Raw genomic sequence first — 20,816 nt, 5'->3', positions numbered from 1 at the left:
CAGCAGGCTCGCGAACAGAAGGGCCGAGGGCCGGCTGTAAGGCCAGGCATCCGCGTCCAGGGCGATCCGGGTGAACTGCGGGCTGTCCACCAGGTCGCGGGCGAGCTGGTCGAGGGCGCGGGCGGCCCGCACGTGGCAGGCCGCGTCCAGCACCAGCTGACGTTCTGCCCGGTTGGCCGGAACCCGGGAAATAGCCGCGGCGATCCCGTAGGGGGCTGATGGCAGGGCACCGCGTGCGGGGCGCCGCGCCGCCGCTCCCTTGCGGTGACCAACGACGCGCAGGGCGATGCGACGGCGCGCGTCCGTCTCGTCGTAGGAGGCGTAGTCGCCGTTGAAGACTTCGGCGGCCAGGAGAGCCTCGTCATCCACTTCACTAGGCGTTCCGGCAGAGTTGCCGGTTGTGTCGTTCACAGGTCCTTCTCCTCTCCTGGAGTCCAGTCCAAGTTGATCTTTTCGGCAAGTGTTCGGCGGGCGGTGTGGATGTGGGAGCGCACTGTGGTCGGGGTGATACCCATCAGCTGTGCGACCTGCCTCCGTTCCAGCTCAAGAACGAAGGTCAGCAGCACGACGTCGTAGTGCCGCTCGGGCAGCTCGGCGATCGCCTCGTAGAGACCGATCGTGGACACTTGCTGCGCCTTCAGCTGGCGGCGGGACGCACGCCGCAGCGCGGCGAACTGGGCGGTCTTCACCAGCGCGACCGGGACGACCTCGGCTGCCTTGTAGCGTGCGACATGCTCGCGCAGGTGGGACCAGGCGAAGCCCGGGAGGCTGGCTTCCTGAAGCGCCTCCGGCCATACCTGCAGCAGGAACGTGAACACGTCCTCGACAGCGGCCGCGGCGACGTTGCCGTCGCCGAGCTCCCACTGCGCGTAGTGCAGAAAAGCCAGGTGGTTCTGCGAGTGGAACGCAACGAACTCCACCGGCATGACCCCGGCAAGCTCGACGTCGACTGCCTGCTCTCCGAACGGGTCGTCCTCGGTGTCGGTCATGAACTCCCCCACGGCTGCTCCCCGGCCCCATTCAGGTCGGTACTCGGCATGTCACGCGGCCGGTTCAGGTGACCGGCCGCCAGGCTGCGGCCTGCGGTGAGTTCGGCGGCGCCTACCCGCACTCCGGCGCCCAGCAGGCGGCGGAGTCCTCGCGCCACGTCAGGGGCGAACACCCGCACGGCAGTTGTCCCTATCAGTGCCAGAGCGAGCGGTTCGGTGATTTCCACGGCGCGGGAAGTCCTTCCAGGCGATCTTCAGACGGTAGATCCAGGCGTGCCTTCCCCAGTCGGCCGCCGGGGAGCCACCACCACTAGGCGGCTCCTACTGACCAGCCAATCGAAACGACCCCGCGAACGTTCAGGACATCTTGGTAAAACTTCTGGAGCGGGCGCATCCGCTTCCCTGCGCGCCCTCATGCGCCCGCGCACGCCCCTCCCCGGTGACATGACACCTCGTCCGTTGGGCGATCGTTTCCGCGGTGAATCCGCCCACCCGGCCGGGTGAAGCAGCCGATCTGGGGCTGTTCACCCGTGTCCTTTGGCCGCTACAACCCGAGCGTGATCAACAACCTGATGCTCCGTGGCCTGCCCGCGCTCACCCTCGCCGCACTTCCCCTCCTCACCACCGGCGTACCCGCCGCCCACGCCGAACCGCCCCGCTCAGCCACCCACTCAGCGGCGGCCGTACCCGGTGCCGCCGGACTCCGCGCGCCGATCCCGCTCTTCGAGGCGATCGACCAGATCCCCGTCGCCGACGAGCAACGCGCCGGCTACAAGCGGGACCTGTACAAGCACTGGAACCGCGGACTGAACGCCACCGACGGCTGTGACACCCGCAGGGAGGTCATCCTGTCCGAGGCCGTCGAGGCCCCGCAGGTAGCTCCCGGCTGCAAGATGTCGGGCGGATCGTGGCTGAGCCCCTACGACGACGTCACCGTGACGGACGCCGCGGGTCTCGATGTAGACCATTTCGTACCTTTGGCCGAAGTCCACGACTCGGGTGGCTTCGCGTGGGACGCAACCCGGCGTGAGGCGTACGCGAACGACCAGGCATCCCCGTTGACGCTGATCGCGGTCACCGCGAAGTCGAACCGGTCCAAGGCCGACAAGGACCCCGCGCAGTGGCTGCCCCCGGCCGGCGGCTACCACTGCGAGTACGCCGCCCAGTGGACCGCGACCAAACTCCGCTGGAACCTCGCCGCCGACGACGCCGAACGCCAGGCCCTCCTCGGAGTCGCTGAGGACTGCCCGAACAGCACCGTCGTCTACGAGACCGCGTCCTGACCGGCCGACGTAAGTGAGCTGGCCGCAGGCCGCCACCATCCGGCCCTGTGGCCACGCAGCCTCGCGGCTCCCCGATCGAGGCTGGCCGCCGCGCCGCGGGGCTGTCGCGTTGACACGTCCCGAGACGATCACCTCTTGTGCTGGCGCCAGCCCCATGCGCGCGTGCTGCCCGGGCAGGCGCCGGCCTATCCGCCGAGATCAGGAGAATCACCTGTGGGTAGAAGGAAGCCTGGCAAGCCGCGACGCGAGCGGATCCAGACGTACACACTGCAGCAGTTGCAGCCCCCCGGCTACGACGAGTGGCTCACCATCGGATCCGACTTCACGGCCGACGCAGCCGCTGCCGACTCGCGCCTCGACGAGGACGCGGTCGACCTGATGAGACGCTTTGCGCGCTTGCGGCCTCTCTACCGCGGGCTGATTCCCATGCAAGCGGTGCAGCTCGATTTGGCTCTCGACCAGGGCGCCATCCCGATCAGCAAGGGCGCCGACGAGCACGCCACTCTCATCCCCATGGAGGAAATCGCTGCCCTGATGGGCGCCGACTCCAGCGGCCATGACGTCCGAGAGAGCCTGCATCGACTGCACTCCGTCGGCGCGTTCCTGGTGGAGGAAGTCGCCGAGGGAGTTCCGCTGGTCCGCGTCGTCAGCCAGCCGCCGCAGCGCCCCGGGGACCCGTGGATTTTCCACGGAACCGCCGCGGACGCACTCGTGCCGTCGACCTGCATCCCCGCCCGCCCCGGCGATCTACCCGCCGACGAGTTCGCAGCACTGGCGTTCATCAGGCCGCACATGTCCCGGGGCACCCAGCCGCTCCCCGAAGAGTTCGCCGAGCACGACGGCATCGATTCCGTAGGACACGCCCGTCGGCTGTTCGAGGCCGTCGCCGACCTGGCACACGAGAAGGGCTGCGGTACCTGCCCCTCTGCACACCTCTGCACCCGTGTGGACGCCAGGTGAACACAAATCAGCTCGTCGTGCTCTGTGACCGGCGCCCGGTCTGCCGCGGCCGCCAGGCTGCTCCCCCTCCACGGCTGGCTGTGCGGAGGGGCCGCTGCACTGGGGGAAGTCATGTGCGGGCTTCTGGCGGCGCCCGCTGGTGTCTACCCGCACCCGTCGCCAGTGGTGTAAACCGCAACACCCGCCAGCGGGTGTGGCAGCGTTCACCATTCCAGGGTGGCCAACGCCTTGCCTATCTGGCCGGAGACCCTGACGGTACCGTGGTCCTTGAATTCGGCCGCGTGCCAGTCGGCGAAAGCCCTGGCTATCCTTTCCGCCTTCGCCTTATCGATTTCGGTTCCCTCGGAATCACGGTTGAGACCGGTAAGGATGCGGGCCGCCACAGGCTGACCGTCCGGTGCGTCTACCACGTGTATGAAAAGGTCCGTCAGATCTTCGTTCGCCTTGTCTTGCTCGAGGTACTTGCGGAACGCTTCCGTAGCCGGGTTCATCTCGGACGTCCACGTTGGTGAAGGCCCAAGGTCCTGGGAGCTGTCTTGGCTGCTACAGGACAGCGTTGCACCCGCTAAAAGGACGACGGTCACCGCGCTGAGACAGATCCCGCGACGGCGGCCGGAACGGAGTTTTCGAGCGGCACCGCGAGAGGTGGCGGAGTCACTCTGGTCGTTGAGGTTCATATGCTTCCGCTCTTTCGACTGGTCCCCTGTACTGAGGAGACGTGGCATCCCGCCCGCAGGTTCCCCGGCGGGTTGTCGGGGCGTAGAGCCCCGACAACCCGCCGGGGACGTCAGCCCTTGTTCCGCCGTTCCCAGTCGATGTACAACACGCCCGCCGCGTCGTTCAGAGAGCACGTGGCCTCCGAAACGCCCTGGTACAGCCACTCCCCGTACACAGTGAAGGTACTTCCTCGGCTGGTCACGCAGGTGACCTTGGCACGGAACTGTCGGGTTCCGCCCGACGGGCAGGTGACATTGCCGGTCTGGCCCGGACCGCTTACCCAAGTGCCGCAACTACCCTGCCCTGGTGCCGGCGCTGCGGTCGCGGCGCCGGCGCCAGCGACCTGCAGAGCCGCTATCGGGAGGGCAAAGGCAGCAGCGACGGAAGCTATCTTCTTGCGGTTCATTTCTCTCCTCACACGGATGTCTGGGGGTTCACAAGGCTGCGCTGACGATCTTGTGTTCCGCGCCGATCGTGGTGCCGTTGCCGTCCGTGTAGAGAGTCATCTCTCCATCGGTCCAGCGGACAACGGTGTCGTCTGGCCACGGGTTGTCCGAATAGTCGCCGCCGGAAAGGATGGTGGCGTGATCCCACGTGTCGTTGGGGGCGACGAGCTGGTTCTCCTCGGAGGCGCCCACGTTCCCGGTGAAGTCCTGGTAGTTGGTGAGTTCGCCATCACTCCACCGGATGATGAGGTCCCAGTTGTCGTTCCCGGTGTAGTCACCCGAGGCGATCTCGTCCGCATGTATCCAGGTGTCATTCGGGGCTATGGCCTGGGTTTCCGTTCCCATGCCCCGCTCGGACACATCGGTGAACTGGCTGACCTCGCCGTCCTTCCACCGGATGACGATGTCGTCCTGGCGAGCGTTGCCGGAGAACCGGCCTGTGGTCATCTGTTGCGCGTAGTTCTTCCAGTCGTCATTGGGTGAGAGAATCTGGATTTCGCCGTGGAATCCGTTCTCGTCCACGGACGGATACAGCGACACCTCGCCGTCCTTCCAGCGGACCACCAGATCTGATCGGCTGTCCCCGGTGAAGTCCCCGGCCGTGATTTCGACGGCGTAGTCCCGCCAGGTGTCGTTGGGCGCCTGAACCCGGGTTTCTCTGTCGAAGTAGCCCTTCTCCGGGTTCGCGCCCCGGTACAGGCTCACCTCGCCGTCCTTCCACCAGACGAGCATGTCCATACGCTCACGGGAGTTGTCGCCACCGCCAGTGAAGTAGCCGGAGGCGATGCCCCGGGCGTAGTCCCGCCAGGTCTCCCCGGGCGGGAGAGCGGAACCGGGCCTGGGGTCGGGCTGCTTCCCGGCCACCGCGGCGTCGTAGACCCGTTTGACGTCGTCTCCGAAATAGGAGCTGTAGGAGGTGTCCGGGGAGTGGCCCCCGGTCATCCAGCCTCCGGTGACGCCGGCCAATCCCAGGCCGCTGCCCATCTTGATCAGGAAGGGGCCGCCCGAGGTCCCGGACACGTATCCCTTGCAGTCGACCTGGAGGAACGTGCCGCCTCTCCAGCCCTGCGCGTTGCCGGTGGTGAACTTCTTCGTGGGCGTGGTGCACGTCAGCGGGTTCTGGTTCGGCTTGTACTTGTCGTCACCAGGCAGGTAGGGGTAGCCGATGACCTGAGTGCCCGGGTGGTCGAAGCCCTGGTTCAGGGCGAGGGGGATGGACCCCACCACGTCTTCGAGGTTCTTCCCGTCCGATCGCGGTTCGGTCTTCAGGAACGCGAAGTCGAGATCGGTGGCGGCCTTCTCGCCGTTGGGTGCCGCATAGGCCGCGTCCATGTAGATCTGGCCGACAGCGATCGGGAACACCCCGTACGGGCGGGGTGTCGTCGCGTTGTGCTTCGGGACGAAGACCAGCTTCGTGGCTCTGTCGTCCGGGTCGAAGCAGTGCGCGGCGGTGGCGACGATGTTCTTCCCTGGTGAAGGCACCACAGTGCCCGCGCAGAACCGGTACCCGTCGTCGGTGGCGTAGAAGAACGTACCGACCTCCTTGATGCCCCCGAACTCCTTGGAGGGGGAGGCGGCGAAGGCACGGGCCTGCGGGGAAAGCAGCGCCTCACGTGCTGCCTGACGGGCATCCGGCCTCGCCAGCTGCATGCGCTCCGGGGTCCAGAACGCCTCCATCTCGGCCGCCAGCGAGTTCACCGGGGCCCGGAGAGACGGTGTGGGCGACGGTGTGGGCGGCGCAGGAGTGGCGGCCGGCCCCGGGGTGGCCGAGGTGGAGGGCGTAGGTGTGGGCGGGGGATCATTCTGGGTTGTGGCCGCCTCGTAGAGGGCCTTGGCGTCGTCATCGAGGTACGAGCCGTAGACCGTGCCGGGCTCGTCACCGCCGGTCTTCCAGCCACCTACGACACCGGCCAGCGCCGGGCGGCCGTCCACGTCGATGAGGAAGGGCCCGCCAGAGGTGCTGGGTGGCGAGGCGGCGCAATCGACCCGGGTGAAAACACCTCCGACCCACTCCCCCGCAGTCTCCGTGGTGGACTGCTTCATCGGGGCGTCGCACTCGGTGGGAGCTTTGTTCGGCTCTTGACCGACGACCTTGGTATGAGGGTGGTTGAAGCCGGAGCTGAAAGCGAGAGGGATCGATCCGACGACGTCTTCGACATTCTTGCCGTCTGCGCGGGGCGCGGCGACGGCGAACGCGAAGTCCAGGTCGGTGGCGGTGTGGAATCCGCCGGGGGCTTTGTAGGCGGGAACCATGTGCATCTTCGAGGTGGCGACGGGGAACACGCCGAAGGGGCGGGGTGTCGTCTCCCCGTGCCCGGGGACGAACACCATGTGGTGGATGGGCGTGGCCCCGTCGAAGCAGTGCGCGGCGGTGGCCACGACATTCTTTCCCTGCGCCGGAACCACGGTACCGGCGCAGAATTTGTACCCGTCGCCGGATACGAAGAAGAACAATCCGACCTGGTCGCGCTTCTCGGAGACCGCCGCAGTATCCGGATCGGCGGAATCCCTCTCAGATTCCGGGGTGTTCTGTTTCGCGGCGCGCACGGCCTGCTCGTCAACAGGTTTCGCTTTGGCTATCCGCTCCGGAGTCCAGAACTTTTCTTCGGCTGCCGCAGACCCGACTTTCGGTTCCGGCGGCCTGATCGGCGAGGGCGTCTTGGACGGCGCTCCGGTGGGTGAAGGTATACCCGCAGCAGCAAGGACGGAGTCGAGATCGATTCCCGGCTCAGGTGCGGATGTGGCGTTGGTTGATACCGGCGGTGATGGGGCAGCGAAAGCTGTGATGGGCATCGATACAGCGATCACTGTTGCCGCAGCTGGCAACAGCCTCTTCAAGTGCACGTAGGTCCCCCCTAGTCGATCGACCGAAAAGAATCAGCCAATCCGTTACTCATCTGCAGGAACAAGAAGCTGACCCCACGCCTTCGGAGCGGGTTGGAGCCTATTCCCGGAGAGGCGCCGATCCTTACACAGCAAGCCTGTGCGGGGGATTCAGGTTTGGCCGGTAAGCTTCAACGTCGAATTGACTGAATGTCCGAGCGGGTGACCATGTGCCGCCCGCCTGTGCGTAGCACGCAGGTACCTCGACCGAGAGAAATCGGAGCCTCCCCATTTGCCGCGTGCGATTGGTTCCGGATGAAGCGTCGCCAGGTGTCGCGCCACACCTTGGCGCCCCTTCTTCGCCGCCTAGGCCGAAGCCTGGGGCCAGCGGAAGGCTTTGAAGGGTGGCGCCTGGGCCGCCGCCGCCAAGGGCGGCAGCTGGCGCGTCCCTCCAGCCTCAGACCAGCACTCCAGTTCCTTCCGTGCATAGCTCGATCTGGACGGAGCCGTCGGGGTGCAGCGGCCGATGCCCGCTGGCCCTACGCCTCGGCTCGGGCCCCAGCCGAATGAGGCTGGGAAGAGAGTCATGCACATGACCGAAAGGTGTTGGACCTCTCTGCTCTGTCTGTCGTTCACAGCCGTGAAGTCACGCCATGACCAGAGAGGGTGACGCGCCGCTCTGCACTGACGGTCCGGCCCGGACAGACCTCGTGGACCTGGTGGCGGACCGCTACGTTCTGTGCGGACCCGGGTCCGGAGGTGTATTGCGACGTGTGCACGGTTCCCGATTGGAACGCGGACGGGACCGTCGTGAGCATGGTGGACCTCGATCTCGATGTCGTGCGGGCTCGGGGTGGCGAGGCCCATGTTCGGGACGAGGATCAGTTCGCCGAACGGCGGATGCGCCACGGCTACCCCGACAGCGTTGTCGAGGCGGCCCTGCGAGGGGTTGATGGAGAGGTCCGTCGCGAAGACGACGGTGGTGGCGACGAACCCCTTCGCCTCGGCTTACCGCTACTGGCTTGGCCTCATCGGATAGACCCGCCTCAGCGACTTCCGCTGCGAGTCCTGCAACGGGGTGTTCCCCCTGGCCTTTATGGCGAGAATGGCGGGTCGGATGGTGCCGGGCCCGTAGCGGGCACGGGCCCGGTCGGTGACCGCTTCGATGGCCAGGTCTCGGTCGTCGCGGGCGTCGAGGGTGAGTTGCTGGGTGGCTTCGCTCGAGGGTCGGAGGTCTTGTGCGCGCAGGCTGATGGCGCGGACTCGGGCGCGCTGGAGGGCGAGCAGGTCGTAGAGCGAAGCGCGCGGGTTCGCGGATTCTCGGGTGGTCAACTGCGGGAACTCACGCTCTGAGGCGGCCTTGGGGGCGGTCGGCGCGTGGGTTCGGTGGTTTCGTGCGTGGGTCCCGTGGGCTTGGTCGGGTTCGCCTGCTAAAACACAACCCGCGCTCGGTCGGCCGACGCGCGGTGGGGCCAGTGAAGACCTCGATACAAGGACGGCGTAGAGAGGAGGCGCTCAGGGTCATGCCCCTGAGCGCCCGTGCGGATGCTCGGTGAGCGGACGCCGGAGCCCCTACGAACGCGACGCGCGAAGGAAGATCGACGGCCGCAAGCGTGCCGTGTCAGCCCGCCCGCCGTTCTCGGCGCCGGCGGAGGAGGCGGCCTCACCAGGTCTTTCACTGCCTGACTCCAGTCCGGATACTAGTCGGGCGGTGGCCTCAGAGCCGGATTCCTGCAGGGCTAGGGCTAGGGCATCGAGCGTAAGTCGCGCGCTCCTATGAGCTACGAGCGCGCGTCATGGGTTGGCCAGCTGTTCCGCCCGTGCTGTGTTTGGGTCTATGAGCTCGATCGAAATCCGCGTCCACGGCGTCGGCGATCACGGTCCCCTGAGCGCACTGGGCAGCGTGGGCCTCGAACCGTCGAAGGAGAAGCTCAAGGGCATCGAGTCGTACGAGAAGCCGAAGATCCCGGCCCATGGCCTCCGCCTCATCAACTGGTCACGGACCTCGCGCAGCGTCGCTGGCTTCCTCTGGTACCTCGCGACCCCCTTCACGCTGATGAACGTCGTCGGCTACATGAAGCCCGACAGATGGTGGCGCTTTTGGCACACCTTCATCACGTGCCTGGCGGGCTTGTTGGTCACCGTGGTGCTGACCGCATGGCTGATCGTCATCGTGGAGACTGTGCTGGAGTACGTACCGGGATTGGCCGACGAGGAGTCACTGGCAGAGTGGCTGTCCGTTGGGGTTCCGGCCGCCGCCGTCGTTCTTGCGATCCTCTGCCGGACCTTCCTGCGGCCGTCGCGCTGGATCCCTCGGATTCTTGCCTGTGTCCACGCCGTGTTCGTTCTCGTCGTGGCCGGGGCTGTGTTCGTATGGAAGCCGGCCCAGAGGCCGTGGAGTATCTGGCCCAACAGCTCCGGCTACGGCGGTGACGCACCCGGTGCGGTACTTGAGGTGGTGGACCCGCGTCTCGACGCGATGATGGCTTTCGTCGTCGCCTCCACCGCCTTGGCCCTGGTTCTTGCCTTCCTGCTGTTCAACTCGGCGGCCGCGATCACGACGGTGCTCGTGGTCCTCCTGGTTCACTCCACCGGCGCGATCCTCCGGCTCGCAGCCGGGTGGCTGATGGCCTACCTGGAGTACATCGGAGCCGTAGCCAGCCGGGCCTCAGGCATGCCCGCCGCGTCCCACCTGCTCAGGTCAGCCGATCCCGACGGAGACCGGGTCCTGCTTCTCGACCTCGTGCCCATCGCGGCGTGGGCCGCTATTGCGGGCTTCGCCGTGGCATTCGCGCTCGCAGCCTTCACCTGGGGGTGGAAGGACACAGCCGAGTGGAAGGGGTATTGCGCCTACCGGCGTCTGAGATTTGTCCACCTCGTGGTAACCACGCTGCCGCGCTTGATGCGGCGCGCCCTCTTGTGGGCTATCGCCGTCTACGTCGTACTGGCGGCTGTGGTGTGCGTCGTGGCCCGCTGTACGAGCTGGAGCGGCTGGCCGCTGACCGTGGCGCTGGTGCTGACACACGCGGCCGTCGCAGGGGTGCTGGTGTTCATCGTCATGCGCGGAAGGTTCTCTGTGGCTCCCGCCGTCTTCGGTGCGATCGCCGACGTCGCTGGCTTCTGGCCGGTTCGGTACCACCCGCTGGCGGGCCGCTCCTACCGCGAGGAGGTCGTGGACGGGCTGCGAGAAGAACTCAAACTCCACCGGGAGCACCGTGTCGTCCTGTTCGCCCACAGCCAGGGTTCGGTTCTGGGTACCTGGCTGCTGGCCAACGATATGCCTCAGGACAAGGCGGAGGGCGACAAGCCCCCAAAACCGTCGTTGCTGCCGCCACAGGAGAACCTCTTCCTCGTCACCTGCGGATCGCCGCTGAACTCGCTGTACCGGGGCTTCTTCCCGTTCTATTTCAACGACCAGTTCTTCCTCAACGCCTTGGCTAGAACTAAAGGATGGTGCAACGCCTGGCGGGCGACAGACCCAATCGCGACAGCGATGCCGGATGTGGTGAGCGGAGTCGAGGACAAGGAGATCTCCGAGACGATCTCAGACTCGGCCCCCCCATTGCGTGTCCACAGTGACTACTGGATCGAGAAGGCGCCGACAGAGTGGATTGAACAGAAGCTCGCACCGGGCGGCGGTGCCGCAACGTGACGGGGCCGGCACCCGCGGCTGGCCGCGGCGGCTGAAGACAGGCCAGCCCCCGGGTGCACATGGCGGCCCGGCGGAGCGGGGCAGTCGGTTGGTCGACCGCCTTCCACACGGCCTTCATGCCGTAGGGCTCCTGCTCGTCGTCGCTGACTAACCTTCCTGCTGTCGGGATCCCGGGCAATGTTCGGAATGACCCATCGCATGGTGGCCCAGTGCGGGTGCTGCGATTTCAGCCGGCCCAGCGGTAACTGGACGCCGGGCCCACCATGCCGGACCCGAAGCGGGCGTTGAGCAGGTCGATGGCCTTCTCCACCCGCATCTGACGTTCCCTACTCAGGTCGAACGAGAGTTGCTCGGCTACCGCGGCCGCGTCGACCAGCTGCTCGCAGCGAAGTGCGATGCCGCGTACCCGCGCTCGCTGGAAGCCCAGCGCCCGGTACATGTCGTAGGCGGTGGTGGTGATTGGCCGGGTGCGGGCGGTGGCTTCGGTGAGGGTGCGGCTGCGGGTGCTGGTGCTGCGGTCGCGCGCGCCTGGCCGAAGCACAGCAACAGCAGCAGAAGCGGCAGGCGTCGGCCGCAGCCCCGGCAGCAGCGACGCAGACACCGCAGCAGAAGGGGCCGAGGGCAAACCTCTGATCCGCTCAGGTGAGGAGTGAGGCGAGGACTGCGGTCGCGGTGGCGGCGAGGGTGATGACTGTGGCGAAGGTAGTGGCGGCACGGGTGAGGGCGGAGGGGTAGGTGGCGCCGTCCATGCGGGCGAGCTTGCCCGCGCCGGCCGCGGCCAGCAGCGCGATGAGAAGTACGAGTGCGGTGGTCAGGAGGACAACGGCGACGGTCACGGCAAGCTCCCTATAAACGGTGAGGACGTTGACGTGCTCGAAGGTCGTGGAAACGGTGTGCGCCGGGGTTCGCCCGGACGAAGATGAACACCGGCGAACACATCCGGGGCCAGGGGCGAGCACATGCATGGTGAGCAGAGAGGCCACAAGCTGGCGCTGACCGAGCTGCGCCGGAGACTGGCCGACGGGCTTGTCGCGGCCCGGCTGAACCAGACGCAGCTCGCCGCCCGGGCGGAACTGGGACGCACAACCGTGTCGGAGGCGCTCTCGCCCAGGAAGCCTGTTCCCGCGCACTGAAGCTGCCGGTACAGGAGTTACTGACGTTGCAGCGGACCGCGGCCAAGGAGTCAGGCACGGTCACAACGCACGGGCCGGGGCGTCCGATCGGGGAATGGGAGCCGCATGATCTGGAGGTGCATCCTGCCGGGCCCAGCAGCACCGGATCACAGTCCGATACCTCCATGGCGCGGGCGCTGCCCGGGTATGTGTCCCGCGAGCATGACCGGGCGCTGGGCGAAGCGGTCCGGGACGTCATGGCCGGTCACAGCCGGATCGTGGTGCTGGTGGGCACCTCGTCGACGGGGAAGACACGGGCGTGTTGGGAGGCGGTCCAGCCCCTGGTTCGCCGACGGGCCGCCCTGCCACAGCAGGGGCACCGCAAGGACGAACTGGACGAGAACGAACTGGCCGACCTGAGCAAGGCCGCCCGGACGGCAGCGAAGAAGGCCGCCGACGCGCGGAGCCACGCCGCACTCGCCGCCGGCGAACAGAAGCAGCGCCGCGACATCGCGGAGAAGTACCCGAAGCTGCACGACGCCGAGACGAAGGCCCGCGCCGCCCAGGCACAGCCGAAGCCGAAGGTCGTCCAGCAGCAGCACGTCCCGGCCGCGAGCGCGGCCCTGGCCCAGCAGCAGGCACAGAAGGGGCCCAGGCGGAACTACTAGCCCAGGAGGTTGGCCCCTGACCGGATTTCAGGTCCGGGGGCCGGCACCCAGCGTTCGGCGAGCCGTCGTACCAACATCGGGTCGCGCAAGGAGATGCTCGATGTCGGTGGCGGCAAGTTCGGCGGCCGTACGGCCACGCACGGTACGCGGCTCCTGGTCCTCGACGACGGGATCCGGTCCGTGCCCGAGCGGGCGGCGCATGGTGCTCACCGGCGAAGCCTCGCACGCCAGCAGACTGCCCTTGGCGCGCGAGGCGAGAAAGACGCCCTTCAGCTCCGGCAGCAGCGGCGAAGATCCCTATGGCGTACGTGGAGCGCAACTTCGACGAGAACGTCGAGAAGGTCGATGACTCCAAGGGCTACACCAAGAACTTAATGTCCACCCCTGGCCTGATTAGCACCATATGTTGCGTATTGCTGCGTTGGGGAAAGGGACTCGATGGAGCACACCGTCGTCCGTTGTGCCGAAGGGCACGTCGTCAGCACCTCCTTCTAGAGGAAGCTGCACGCCCACGACGAGTTCCACCAGCTGCGGAAGCCCTCTTCAAGCCGTCACTTCGCGTTGAGAGGACCGGTTTTGGGGACCGGTGGCGTTGCATCGGCTCTACCCGGCCTCCGTACAGTGGCGCCATCAGAGCCCTTCGAAAGGGAAGGGGAGACCGCTGCCCCGGGGTCTGCTTGCCGGCCTGACCCGTGGCGCGGTCTCCCTCTCACCTGACGTCGGGCTGCCGCTCCGCAGTGAGGAGACCCAGCGAGTGACGTCGCTCGACCGTACCCCAGCTGTTCCCCAGCCCCAATCGCTCCAGGCGCGGACCACCCTGCTGCGCTGGTTCACCGGCATGACGGCGCTGCTGGCCGTCGTGGCGACGGTGATCCTGACCGTCATCGGCCAAATAGAGCTGGCCACCGCCGTGGCCGTCATCGGCGCAGGCTTGGCCGGTGCCGGAGGGGTTCAAATCACCATCAACATCAAACGGTGATCAGCGCTGCCCCGAGCACATAGTGCTCGGGGCAGCTGTGCCAGAGATCGGATCGGTGCCTGGTTACCGTGAGCGCCTAGCGGATGGGCTTGGCCGAGCCCGGGTTGGCCTCGGGCGCCCCGGGCCCCGCCGGGGTCTGTCCGAAGCCAGGGGCCAGCAGAAGCCCGAGGAGCGTGGCCACGGCAGCCCCCGAGGCGATCGACGCCACCAGGTCCCCGCGGCCGCCGGCCCCTTGGCTGCCCGCCGTGTACTTGAAGACCGAGATGCCGACGGCGAAGGCCACCACGATGAGCAGGGCCGCCAGCGGCGCGATCTGAATGGTCACGAAGTCCTCCAAGCTGTGTCCGCCGTCGAACGGCGGTGACTCGTCCGCGTACGCAGACCTCAGCTCTTCGTTGGAGAAACTCGGGGTTGGACAGCAAAAGGGCCCGATTCATTACGAATCGAGCCTCGTTACAGGTGTCCCGAGGCCCAGCCAGGAAGAGCCGGGCGCGTAGGCGCTCGGCACGTTCTTGGTCGGCAGGTCCTCGGACTCCTCGCCCAGTTGGGCGGATACCGTTGCGGGACAGTTCCGGATTCACACCGGATTCTCCTGCTGCGTCCAACGGCCATCATACGGCCTGTGCCGTCCAGGAACCGATCCGTTTCCGCACACCCCCCGCGACACGCCCGGGAGCTGGAATCCGGGGTCAGTTACGTGTCCAGAAGGGGCGTTCAGGAAGTTCCCGCGTGCACCTGTTAGACCCAATGGGTCGATCAGGTGAGGGCGTCGCCGAGTAGTTGGCGCGGGGCTCCGTCCAGGTGCCGGTGGAGCAGCTGGGCGCGGGAGTGCACCAGGCCGCCCCGGTACGCGGGCGGCAGCCAGTCGTAGACGGCGGCGGCCATCTCGGCGGCCGCGCCCGGATCCCCGTCCACCCGCAGGCACGCGGCGGTGTCCATGGCGACCAGCGCGCGGGTCATCACCGACGGCGAGGTCGTCAGGGCCAAGGCTTCGTCCTGCGCCCGGTAGGCGGCGCGGGTGTCGCCCAGCAGCGTGTACGCCTGCGACAGGTGCACCGCGTGCTTCTGGGCGGGGTACCCGAACCAGGTGTCGGCGGCCTCGGGGCCGTCCAACTGCTCAGCCAAGGTGCGGACGTCGTCGACCGCGCGGCGGGCGCCGGGGATGTCGCCGACGGCGGCCAGGGCGCGGGCGTTGACGGCGGCCGCGAGCGCGGCCGCGCCGGACGGGCGGGTCCCGGCTTCCCGGCGGGCGAGGGCGGCGATGCGGGCGGCTTGTGCCGGGGCGCCGTAGTTCAGGCCGACCATAGCGTGGCGCCCCAGGACCCAGGCGGTCATCCGCCGGTCCCCGGACTCGCGGGCGGCTTTCGCCGCAGTGGCGAACCAGCGGTGCGCGTCGGCCTGGTCGCCCCGGTCGTGCTGGACGATCGCCACCAGGCCGGAGATTCCGGCGGCCGTGCGCGCCAGGTCGGTGCGGTCCCGCGCGGGGTGTGGTCGGCGCAGGACGGTGGCGAGGAGCGCCAGGTCCTCACGCATCTCGCCCAGGACCGCGTCGGGGGCCCGGCCGTTGTAGCCGCCGCGGTGCCGCTCGAAGGCGCCCTCGAGGTAGGCGAGGTCGCCGGCGGCGTCGGCGTCCAAGCCAGTGTCGATTCCCTCCCGGGCCTGCGCGATGCCGGGCAGCACGGCGAACCCCGCCGTGGCCGCCGCGAGGGTGAACAGCTTGCGTCGCTTCACGTCGTCGTTCTCCTTCCTCTGCTGCCTGCGGTGCCACCGGGTGTTGTCCAGGGCCTGGTCCAGCTGCTCGTCGGTCAGGTCGTAGACGGCGCGGATCGCCGAACGCCAGACCGGAGTCGGTAATCGCTTCTCGGTCTCCCACCGCTTCAGGTTCTCGACCGTGCACACGAGGCCGGCGGCGGTCATGCGCTTGGCCTGCTGCTCGCGCGTCCGATCCGCCCGCTCCCTGATGGTGCGCAGCAGCTCGCCGATTCCGTCCGGGCTCACCATGCCGGGGCCTCCCCTGTCTGGGTGTCGAAGACCATCCTGGCCCCCCAACGCGGCACCCCGCAGCGGGAATCGGCCCCCCAGTGCGGCTCTCCCCTGTGGTCTTCCCCGGACCTTCAATGGTCGAACGGAACCGGCCGGGACAACGCCTTACGGGGCTCCCCCTCCGGCCTGTCCCGCACTGGGCGCCCGCTTCGCCTGGGGGCGGCGGGCGCCGTCCAGCGCTCCATCCGACACGAGAGAAGGAGTACGTCATGAACGGTCTGATCCTCTCCAGCCGCTCCATCAAGGGAGCCGCGACCCGGACCCCCGACGGCGGGGGCACCGGCAAGGGCGACGGCAACGACTGATCGCCGACCATGACCACCGCGATTGACGCGGCGGTCCGGAGCCTCGGCGGGGACTTCCTCGCCGGGGCTTTCGGCCGCTCCTTCCAGCACTGGTCACAGGCCGCCGCAGGGCTGCGCGGCCTGTTCACGTGGGACGACCTGAACGACCTGGTGGCCCGCCACCGCCTGGACGCCCCGCGCCTGCGCCTGTTCAACGACGGGGAGCAGGTCCCGCCGTACGAGTACCTGCACACCTCGGTCACCAAGCGCTCCGAGGTCCGCCAGCGGGTCGAACCCTCCGGGCTCCACCGGCAGATCACTGACGGCGCCTCCCTGGTGCTGGACGCGGTCGACAAGCTCCACCCCGGCGTCCAAGACCTCGCCGAGGCGCTGGAGCGGCACTTCCGTACCGACGTCCAGGCCAACCTGTACGCGTCCTGGCACCCGACCGAGGCCTTCGGGATCCACTGGGACGACCACGACACGGTGATCTTCCAGCTCGAAGGGGCGAAGCGGTGGAACCTGTACGGGGCGACTCGTACGGACCCGCTCCGCCTGGACGTCGAAGCGCCCGAGAAGCCCGAGGGGCCGCCACTCGCCGAGGTGGTTCTGCAGGCCGGGGACATGTTGTACGTGCCGCGGGGCTGGTGGCACGCGGTGGCCGCCACCCAGGGCCGGTCCCTGCATCTGACGTGCGGCCTGACCCCGGCGACCGGACACCACCTCCTGGTGTGGCTCGCCGGACAGCTCCTCCACTCCCCCACCCTGCGCGCGAACGTACCCACCGTGGCCGGCCCCGCCGAGCGCACCGCCTACGCCGAGCAGCTGCGCAAGGAGGTGTCCGAGGCCCTCCACCCCCACATCGTCTCGGAGTTCGCCGCCTCCCTCGACGCCCGCGACCCCGGCCGCCCGGCCCCCTCCCTCCCGTACATCGGCGACGTCCCCGCCGACCCCGACCTGGTCCTGGCCCTCACCACCGCCCGGGCCGCGCTGGAGGGAACCGACGAGGCCGTCGTGCTGCGCGCCGCCGGACACGAATGGGAGCTCCACACCTCCGTCTGCCCCGCTTTGGAGGCCCTGGTCTCCGGCGCCCGCCTCACCTTCGGGGAGCTGGCCGAGCGCTCCGGCCTCACCGTGGAACAGGTCGCGGCGCTCGCCACCGAGCTGGTATCCAAGGACGCGGCCGCCGTCTCCCAGCCGAGGTAGGACCCGCCATGTTCGAGGCCCCCGCCCCCGCCACCGTCGACCGGATGCTGGCCGCCCAGCAGCACGCCGCCGACCAGTTCGGCCTGCGTGCCACCGGCCGCCGGGTGTGGGGGTACCGGGGCCGGACCCTCTCCGGCGCAGCGGGCCCGCACTGGCTGCGCCTGGTCTGCGCCGAGGCCGGCACCGAGGGCGGCACGCTGTGGAACGGCCCGTCCACCTCCCGCACCCTGCCCGCCTCGGTGCCACGCCCCGACCTGTTCCGCATCCGGGACTGGACCACCGACGGCTACGCCTACCGGGCCGAGCTGTACGCCCTCGCCCCCGACCCGATGGTCTCCCCGCGCCCCGTCCTCGACGAGGACCCGGGCCTGCCCGAGACGTGGTGGAAGGAGATGCTGGCGGCCCTGGACGCCCTCGCCGACGTGCCACCGCCGGCGGACCGCGAGGCCGTACGCGAGGAGTACCTGCGCCGCGTCATCCCCCAGTTCACCGGCCACCAGGTCGAGGACGTCACCTGGTCCACCGCCCACGGAGACCTCCACTACGGCAACGTCACCCGCGGCCCGCACATCCTGGACTGGGAAGGATGGGGCCGCGCCCCGTACGGCTACGACGCCGCCACCCTGTACCTGTACGCGCTGCTGGTCCCCGAGGCGGCCGCCCACATCCACACCGAGCTCGCCCCCATCCTGGACCGCCCCGAGGCCCGCACCGGCCTGCTGACCGTCGCCGCCCAGATCCTCCAGGCCCAGGACCGCGTCGACTTCTACGCCGAGCTCGCCAGCCCCGTGCGCGAGCACTTGGCCCGTCTCTAGACGCGCCTGTTCACCCCCGGTTAGCCCTGTTAGACCCAATGGGCCTCGATCCCGGTGCGCCGTCGAGTCCTCCCCGTCGTCCTCCGCCAGGCGGAGGACGACCCCCGTTCCGGCCGGTGTCCGCTTCGCAGGTCACGCTCCCCTTCGCGCCGCGCACACATGCGCAGCCGTGCGCCAACTACAGGGAGAGGGGAAGGCAGTGGAGACGAGAGCGACGGGGGTCTACCGGGAGCGGGCGGAGCGCCGGCGGCGCACCCGGGGAACGGGCGAGTCCCGCGGGGACGGCTGGCAGCGCACCGAGGAGGACGAGCAGCTGCTGCGCCTGGCCACCCGGTACAGCACGCTGACGCTCCACCAGGCCGCGTACGCGTGCTGGGGCGGGCGGATCGAGGCTGCCCGGCGGCGGGTGCGGCTGATGGTCGAGGCCGGGCTGCTGCAGCGGAGCGCGGACGTGCGGTGGGCGCGGACGGTGGTGTGGCCGACCGAGCGCGGCGTCCGGATTGCGGGCACCGGCCTGAGCGCTCCGCGGCCGCCGGGGGAGAGGCTGCTGCACCGCCTGGCCGTCGCGGACGCCGGGATCGCCCTGGAGGCAGGCGGGTACACCGTGCTCTCCGAGCGGGAGATACACGCCGCCGAAGCCGTGTCAGGCCGGGCGGCCGAACTCCTGGCGGCCCTGCGGGTACCCGGGGTGCCCACCGGAGCCCGGCGCGGCGAGACGCTCGCCGTACCCGTCGGCGCCCGCTCGGTGCACTGGCCGGACCTGGTTGCCGTGCCGCCCGGAGGGCAGCCCCTGGTCGCCGTCGAGGTCGAGCTGACCCCCAAGTCCACGGCGGCACTGCGGACGATCCTGCGGGCCTACCGCCACGCGCAGCGCCGCATCGTCTACCTGGGCACTGCGCCGGTCCTCCGCCAGCTTCAAGGCAGCCCCGGCGCGGACGGGCGGTGGGTCGACGGCGTCGCCCAGGACGTCGGCCTGCTCCCGCTCGGCGGCCCCGACCCAGGCGCTGGCGGACACCTCCGCGTGCGTGCGTTCACGGCTGTGGACCCGGCCGTGGACCGCCGGGCAGAGCAGCAGGCTGCCCGGCTACGGAGTGGATAACGCGCAGCTCGCGCCCGTTGCCACCCCAGTACGGCCTCGGGGATCAACGGAACAGGCGCTCCACCTCGCCACCCGCGGCGAAGGGCTGTCCCGAGCCCTCCTCCCCACGGGAGGATCGGGCGTGTGATCGCGTTCCTGAAAGACCACTCCACGATCCTCCTCGCCCTCCTCACCGTCGCGGCCGCGTTCGGCGGCACCTGGCTCGGATCGCACATCCAAGCCAAGGGCGGACTCGCCCAGGCCAAGGCCGCCAAGGAAGCCGCCGAAACGGCGGCCGCCGCCACCCTGCAGGCGGTCCGCGAGCAGAGCGACCGCGCGGCCACCGCTGCCCACGCCGCCGCCGTGCGTGACCAGCGCACCACCGCGATAGCCGACCTGCTCCGCGCCACCCGCGAGCTCGTGCGCGCCCTCGACCGCCAGTACCGCGAGACGGGAGACGCCGCCACCACGAACGCTCTCCACGAGGCGTTCATCCAGGCCCGTGGAACCGTCGAACTGTGCGCCCCCACGAGCCTGCTCCCCGCCGTCAAGGAACTCGCCACGACGACGCGGAACCTGAGCGACTTCGCCCACGAACGCGCCGAGTCCAACCGCGCCATGACCCACCTGCAGAGGCTGGAACCCCACGAGGGCGACGCCACGCCCCTCTACCGCGCTGTCGCGGCGCTGGAGACCTTCCGCACCGCCGCCGTCGCGGACGCCCCCAACGCCCTGGAGCTGCACGCCTTGGCGGAGGAGGCGCTGCGCCAGGTCCCTCAGCTGCCCGAGCACGAGCAGGACGTTCTCCTGGTCGACTGCTACTACGAACCCCTCCGCCCCGCGCTTGCCCGCCACCGGGACAGGCACTACCAGGCGATGAACGACCTCATCGAACAGGCCCGCGCCATCCTCGGCGTCAACGACTAAAACCATCGAGCAGGTGACGCCGAGCACGGCGGCCGGCGAGGTGCTGCTCCTCGCCCCCTGCGGCGAGGTGACCTCCAGCACGGGCTCAACCGGGCCAGCGCCGGATCAGCGAGCCGTAACCCGAACCTCTGTGGTCAGCCCTGCTTGCCGGTCGCCGCCTCCGTGATCGCCCGCTGGACGAGACGGAGCTCCCCCTCGTCCAAGACGTCCAGGACCCCCCGGAGGCTGACGGGCAACGTCGCGCCGGCCAGAGAGATGGCGATGCGCAGCATGGCCATCTCGCTGCGGGAGGCCTCGATCATGACCTGGTCCGTCAGGACCATCTCGCCCATCAGCCGCTGGGAGATGCCGTTCCAGTTCACGCTGGGGTGCGTGCCGGTGCGGTCGACGTACCGGAGGTGCTCCGGCTGGGGGTCCTGCTCGTGCAGGAAGCGCCGCAGCCAGTACCCGTCACGGTGGTTGCCCAGTAGCCGGGTTGCCGCCCGCATCCACTCGTTGCCCACGCCCTGCAGCAGGCCCTCGGCGAGCTGCTCGCCCGTCCTGCCGTCCGCGACCATCGTCACCACTGTCTCCGTTCCCTCGGCACCCGAGGCCGTGGTGACCGGCCCCGCCTCACTGTGCGCGGCCTCCGCCAAGCGCCCGCGCAGCACACGCCGGGCGATCCCCCGGACGCCCTCCCGCACCACCAGGCGTGCCAGCGGGTCCTCCGCCAGCGCCCGCACCACGTCCATCCACTCCATCGCCGTCTCCCTCGGCTCGCGGGCAGCACGCCCGTGAAGGACGCCCTGCCCTCCAGGCCTTCGGGGCGGAAAGGCGGCAGCGGACAGGAAGGCG

The 20,816-nt window shown here is 69.0% G+C and carries 21 protein-coding genes, 1 pseudogene and 1 riboswitch; of the genes and pseudogenes, 12 read left to right on the top strand and 10 right to left on the bottom strand.

The features are described from left to right. Nucleotides 1-407: 407 nt before the first annotated feature. Nucleotides 408-989: an RNA polymerase sigma factor gene (locus tag OHA89_RS40290; RefSeq protein WP_406368927.1), complete on the bottom strand. Its 582-nt coding sequence runs from the start codon at nt 987-989 to the stop codon at nt 408-410. Nucleotides 990-1,561: 572 nt separating this feature from the next. Here OHA89_RS40290 and OHA89_RS40285 point away from each other — a divergent pair. Further along, nucleotides 1,562-2,272 carry an HNH endonuclease family protein gene (locus OHA89_RS40285; protein WP_331762031.1) on the top strand — a complete coding sequence of 237 codons (711 nt, stop codon included), beginning with the start codon at nt 1,562-1,564 and terminating at the stop codon, nt 2,270-2,272. A gap of 213 nt (nt 2,273-2,485) precedes the next feature. Next, entirely contained in the window at nt 2,486-3,232 is a 747-nt protein-coding gene (locus tag OHA89_RS40280) for a hypothetical protein (RefSeq protein ID WP_331761916.1), read from the top strand. Between the two features lie 203 nt (nt 3,233-3,435). Here OHA89_RS40280 and OHA89_RS40275 read toward each other — a convergent pair whose 3' ends face one another. The 3 genes from OHA89_RS40275 to OHA89_RS40265 form a co-directional block, all read right to left on the bottom strand. After that, nucleotides 3,436-3,909, bottom strand: a complete 474-nt coding sequence (locus OHA89_RS40275) for a hypothetical protein (RefSeq protein WP_406368924.1) — start codon at nt 3,907-3,909, stop codon at nt 3,436-3,438. A 110-nt stretch (nt 3,910-4,019) separates the two neighbouring features. Continuing rightward, nucleotides 4,020-4,355, bottom strand: coding sequence for a hypothetical protein (locus OHA89_RS40270; RefSeq protein ID WP_406368922.1), 336 nt, complete (start codon nt 4,353-4,355; stop codon nt 4,020-4,022). 28 nt (nt 4,356-4,383) lie between these two features. Continuing rightward, nucleotides 4,384-6,774, bottom strand: coding sequence for a trypsin-like serine peptidase (locus tag OHA89_RS40265; protein WP_406368920.1), 2,391 nt, complete (start codon nt 6,772-6,774; stop codon nt 4,384-4,386). On the opposite strand from OHA89_RS40265, the gene OHA89_RS40260 reads away from it, so the two are divergent. Next, nucleotides 6,767-7,243, top strand: coding sequence for a hypothetical protein (locus tag OHA89_RS40260; protein ID WP_406368918.1), 477 nt, complete (start codon nt 6,767-6,769; stop codon nt 7,241-7,243). The genes OHA89_RS40265 and OHA89_RS40260 overlap by 8 nt on opposite strands. A gap of 641 nt (nt 7,244-7,884) precedes the next feature. After that, nucleotides 7,885-8,094: pseudogene (locus OHA89_RS40255) on the top strand (DUF402 domain-containing protein); the annotation flags it as partial. A 138-nt stretch (nt 8,095-8,232) separates the two neighbouring features. Here the strand turns inward: OHA89_RS40255 and OHA89_RS40250 are convergent. Further along, on the bottom strand, nt 8,233-8,550 hold the full coding sequence (locus tag OHA89_RS40250) for a hypothetical protein (protein WP_331761912.1): 318 nt from the start codon (nt 8,548-8,550) through the stop codon (nt 8,233-8,235). Between the two features lie 505 nt (nt 8,551-9,055). Here OHA89_RS40250 and OHA89_RS40245 point away from each other — a divergent pair. Next, nucleotides 9,056-10,870, top strand: coding sequence for a hypothetical protein (locus tag OHA89_RS40245; RefSeq protein ID WP_331761911.1), 1,815 nt, complete (start codon nt 9,056-9,058; stop codon nt 10,868-10,870). Nucleotides 10,871-11,096: 226 nt separating this feature from the next. On the opposite strand, the gene OHA89_RS40240 is transcribed toward OHA89_RS40245, so the two are convergent. Both OHA89_RS40240 and OHA89_RS40235 read right to left on the bottom strand, forming a co-directional pair. Beyond that, nucleotides 11,097-11,411 (bottom strand): hypothetical protein, encoded by a 315-nt coding sequence (locus OHA89_RS40240; RefSeq protein WP_331761909.1) that lies wholly within the window; start codon nt 11,409-11,411, stop codon nt 11,097-11,099. A 97-nt stretch (nt 11,412-11,508) separates the two neighbouring features. Further along, complete coding sequence (locus OHA89_RS40235) at nt 11,509-11,706, bottom strand: hypothetical protein (RefSeq protein WP_331761908.1); 198 nt, start codon at nt 11,704-11,706, stop codon at nt 11,509-11,511. A 123-nt stretch (nt 11,707-11,829) separates the two neighbouring features. On the opposite strand from OHA89_RS40235, the gene OHA89_RS40230 reads away from it, so the two are divergent. The 3 genes from OHA89_RS40230 to OHA89_RS40220 all read left to right on the top strand — a co-directional run bounded on the left by OHA89_RS40230 (nt 11,830) and on the right by OHA89_RS40220 (nt 13,629). Beyond that, nucleotides 11,830-12,003, top strand: a complete 174-nt coding sequence (locus OHA89_RS40230) for a hypothetical protein (RefSeq protein WP_331761906.1) — start codon at nt 11,830-11,832, stop codon at nt 12,001-12,003. A 164-nt stretch (nt 12,004-12,167) separates the two neighbouring features. Then, entirely contained in the window at nt 12,168-12,650 is a 483-nt protein-coding gene (locus tag OHA89_RS40225) for a hypothetical protein (protein WP_406368915.1), read from the top strand. 754 nt (nt 12,651-13,404) lie between these two features. Next, nucleotides 13,405-13,629, top strand: coding sequence for a hypothetical protein (locus OHA89_RS40220; RefSeq protein WP_331761903.1), 225 nt, complete (start codon nt 13,405-13,407; stop codon nt 13,627-13,629). Nucleotides 13,630-13,705: 76 nt separating this feature from the next. Here OHA89_RS40220 and OHA89_RS40215 read toward each other — a convergent pair whose 3' ends face one another. Beyond that, complete coding sequence (locus OHA89_RS40215) at nt 13,706-13,954, bottom strand: hypothetical protein (RefSeq protein ID WP_331761901.1); 249 nt, start codon at nt 13,952-13,954, stop codon at nt 13,706-13,708. A gap of 175 nt (nt 13,955-14,129) precedes the next feature. Further along, nucleotides 14,130-14,285: riboswitch (cobalamin riboswitch) on the bottom strand. A 100-nt stretch (nt 14,286-14,385) separates the two neighbouring features. After that, nucleotides 14,386-15,630, bottom strand: coding sequence for a transcriptional regulator (locus tag OHA89_RS40210; RefSeq protein ID WP_331761899.1), 1,245 nt, complete (start codon nt 15,628-15,630; stop codon nt 14,386-14,388). Between the two features lie 356 nt (nt 15,631-15,986). On the opposite strand from OHA89_RS40210, the gene OHA89_RS40205 reads away from it, so the two are divergent. The 4 genes from OHA89_RS40205 (at nt 15,987) to OHA89_RS40190 (ending at nt 19,982) form a co-directional block, all read left to right on the top strand. Continuing rightward, a complete protein-coding gene (locus OHA89_RS40205; protein ID WP_331761897.1) occupies nt 15,987-17,162 on the top strand; it encodes a JmjC domain-containing protein in 1,176 nt (391 codons plus the stop codon). Nucleotides 17,163-17,170: 8 nt separating this feature from the next. Continuing rightward, a complete protein-coding gene (locus OHA89_RS40200; RefSeq protein ID WP_331761895.1) occupies nt 17,171-17,977 on the top strand; it encodes a hypothetical protein in 807 nt (268 codons plus the stop codon). 199 nt (nt 17,978-18,176) lie between these two features. Then, nucleotides 18,177-19,076 carry a hypothetical protein gene (locus OHA89_RS40195; protein ID WP_331761893.1) on the top strand — a complete coding sequence of 300 codons (900 nt, stop codon included), beginning with the start codon at nt 18,177-18,179 and terminating at the stop codon, nt 19,074-19,076. Nucleotides 19,077-19,199: 123 nt separating this feature from the next. Next, nucleotides 19,200-19,982 carry a hypothetical protein gene (locus OHA89_RS40190; RefSeq protein ID WP_331761891.1) on the top strand — a complete coding sequence of 261 codons (783 nt, stop codon included), beginning with the start codon at nt 19,200-19,202 and terminating at the stop codon, nt 19,980-19,982. A 134-nt stretch (nt 19,983-20,116) separates the two neighbouring features. On the opposite strand, the gene OHA89_RS40185 is transcribed toward OHA89_RS40190, so the two are convergent. Then, nucleotides 20,117-20,722, bottom strand: coding sequence for a hypothetical protein (locus tag OHA89_RS40185; RefSeq protein WP_331761888.1), 606 nt, complete (start codon nt 20,720-20,722; stop codon nt 20,117-20,119). Nucleotides 20,723-20,816 lie beyond the last annotated feature (94 nt).

This window comes from Streptomyces sp. NBC_01546 (assembly GCF_045208355.1).
Lineage (GTDB): Bacteria > Actinomycetota > Actinomycetes > Streptomycetales > Streptomycetaceae > Streptomyces.
The sequence above is the reverse complement of the archived record's forward strand: the minus strand, read 5'-3'. Positions and strand labels throughout refer to the sequence as shown.